Source organism: Bartonella sp. MU70NMGDW (genome assembly GCF_042194085.1).
Classification (GTDB): Bacteria; Pseudomonadota; Alphaproteobacteria; order Rhizobiales; family Rhizobiaceae; genus Bartonella; species Bartonella grahamii.
This window is the reverse complement of sequence record NZ_JBHIMK010000273.1, coordinates 1-1,534: the sequence shown is the minus strand read 5'-3', so window position 1 is coordinate 1,534 and position 1,534 is coordinate 1. Positions and strand designations below refer to the sequence as shown.

General features: G+C 39.6%; 2 protein-coding genes. Both read left to right on the top strand.

The window, feature by feature from the left end:
• The coding region (locus tag ACFIKE_RS10385; protein WP_375649792.1) for an HlyD family secretion protein at positions 1-654 on the top strand (654 nt) is incomplete at its 5' end.
• A 22-nt stretch (positions 655-676) separates the two neighbouring features.
• The coding region (locus ACFIKE_RS10380) for a DHA2 family efflux MFS transporter permease subunit (RefSeq protein WP_375649790.1) at positions 677-1,534 on the top strand (858 nt) is incomplete at its 3' end.

The window sequence follows — 1,534 nt, the reverse complement described above, 5'->3', positions numbered from 1 at the left end:
TTAAAACGTGTAACAGAACTGAAAAAAAATCGTTATGCTCCTCAATCCAATGTTGATGATGCCAAATCAGCTTATGAACAAGCCATTGCAAATGTTAACAGAGCGGATGCACAAATAGCTGCAGCACGTGCAAATATCCGAGTGCTAGAAGCGCAACGAAGTGAAATAGAAAGCCAAACAAAGAGTTTAGAGCTCACGCGTGAAAAAGCACAACGTGATCTTGATTCGACCATTATACGAGCCCCATTTGATGGAGTTATAGGAAATTTAACAGCAAAAACAGGAGATTTTGTTGTAAATGGCCAACGTCTTGCGGCGTTAGTCCCCATACATGCACTTTATATTGAAGCAAACTATAAAGAAACACAGTTGCAAAATATTCACCCAGGACAAAAGGCTTATATTGCTATTGATGCCTTCAAAAAGGAGTTTTTTACAGGAAAAGTGCTTTCTATTTCGCCCGCAACAGGCGCTGTTTTTTCTCTTTTGCCTCCACAAAATGCTACTGGTAACTTTACAAAGATTGTCCAGCGCATTCCCGTACGTATTTCTATTCCAGAAGAAGTCTTAAAAAACGGACATATCCGAGCAGGAATGAGTGTTTCAGTGAAAGTTGATACACGTACAAAGCCACAAGATAAAAGTCTCTTATAACAAAAAAGTAGAAGATCTTACGATGACATCTTCCATACCAGAGCCCATACAGTCTCAAGAAAGCATTGGATTGCACAAAATTGTAGTTTTTATTGCTATGTCTTTTGGCATGTTTATGGCAATCTTAGATATCCAAATCGTTTCCTCTTCTTTAGCTGAAATTCAAGCGGGGCTTGCAGCAAGCTCTGAAGAAATTTCATGGGTTCAAACCTCCTACCTTATCGCTGAAGTCATCATGTTGCCGCTTTCTGGATTTTTAGGACGATTGCTTTCAACACGTGTTTTCTTTACCTTATCAGCTATCGGTTTTACGATTACTTCTGTTCTTTGTGCAACAGCAACATCTATCGGAGAGATGATTTTATATCGCGCACTACAAGGTTTTATTGGTGGTGGAATTATCCCTAGTGTTTTTGTCGCCTCCTATGTCCTTTTTCCTCCTTCCAAACGTCCCATTGTTACCCCTATCGTCGGACTGGTCGCAACATTAGCCCCCACCATTGGTCCAACCGTGGGAGGTTACATTTGTCATCTCTCATCATGGCATTGGCTCTTTCTCATCAATGTACCCTTCGGGATTATCATCTCAATTCTCGCTTGGAAATTAATTGATTTTGATAAAGCTGATCCCTCTTTAATGAAGAAATTTGATTGGTTAGGACTCATTTCTATGGCTACTTTCTTGGGAACTTTAGAGTATGTTCTAGAAGAAGGAGCACGTCATGATTGGCTGAGTGATAGGCTGATTCGGGATTTGTTCATTATTATGATTCTTGCTGCAGCCTTATTCTTCTGGCGTGCTTTTACAGCAAAAGAACCCATTGTAGATCTCTCTACTTTTTCTAATTTTAATTTTTCTGCTGCATCCATTTTTTCCTTT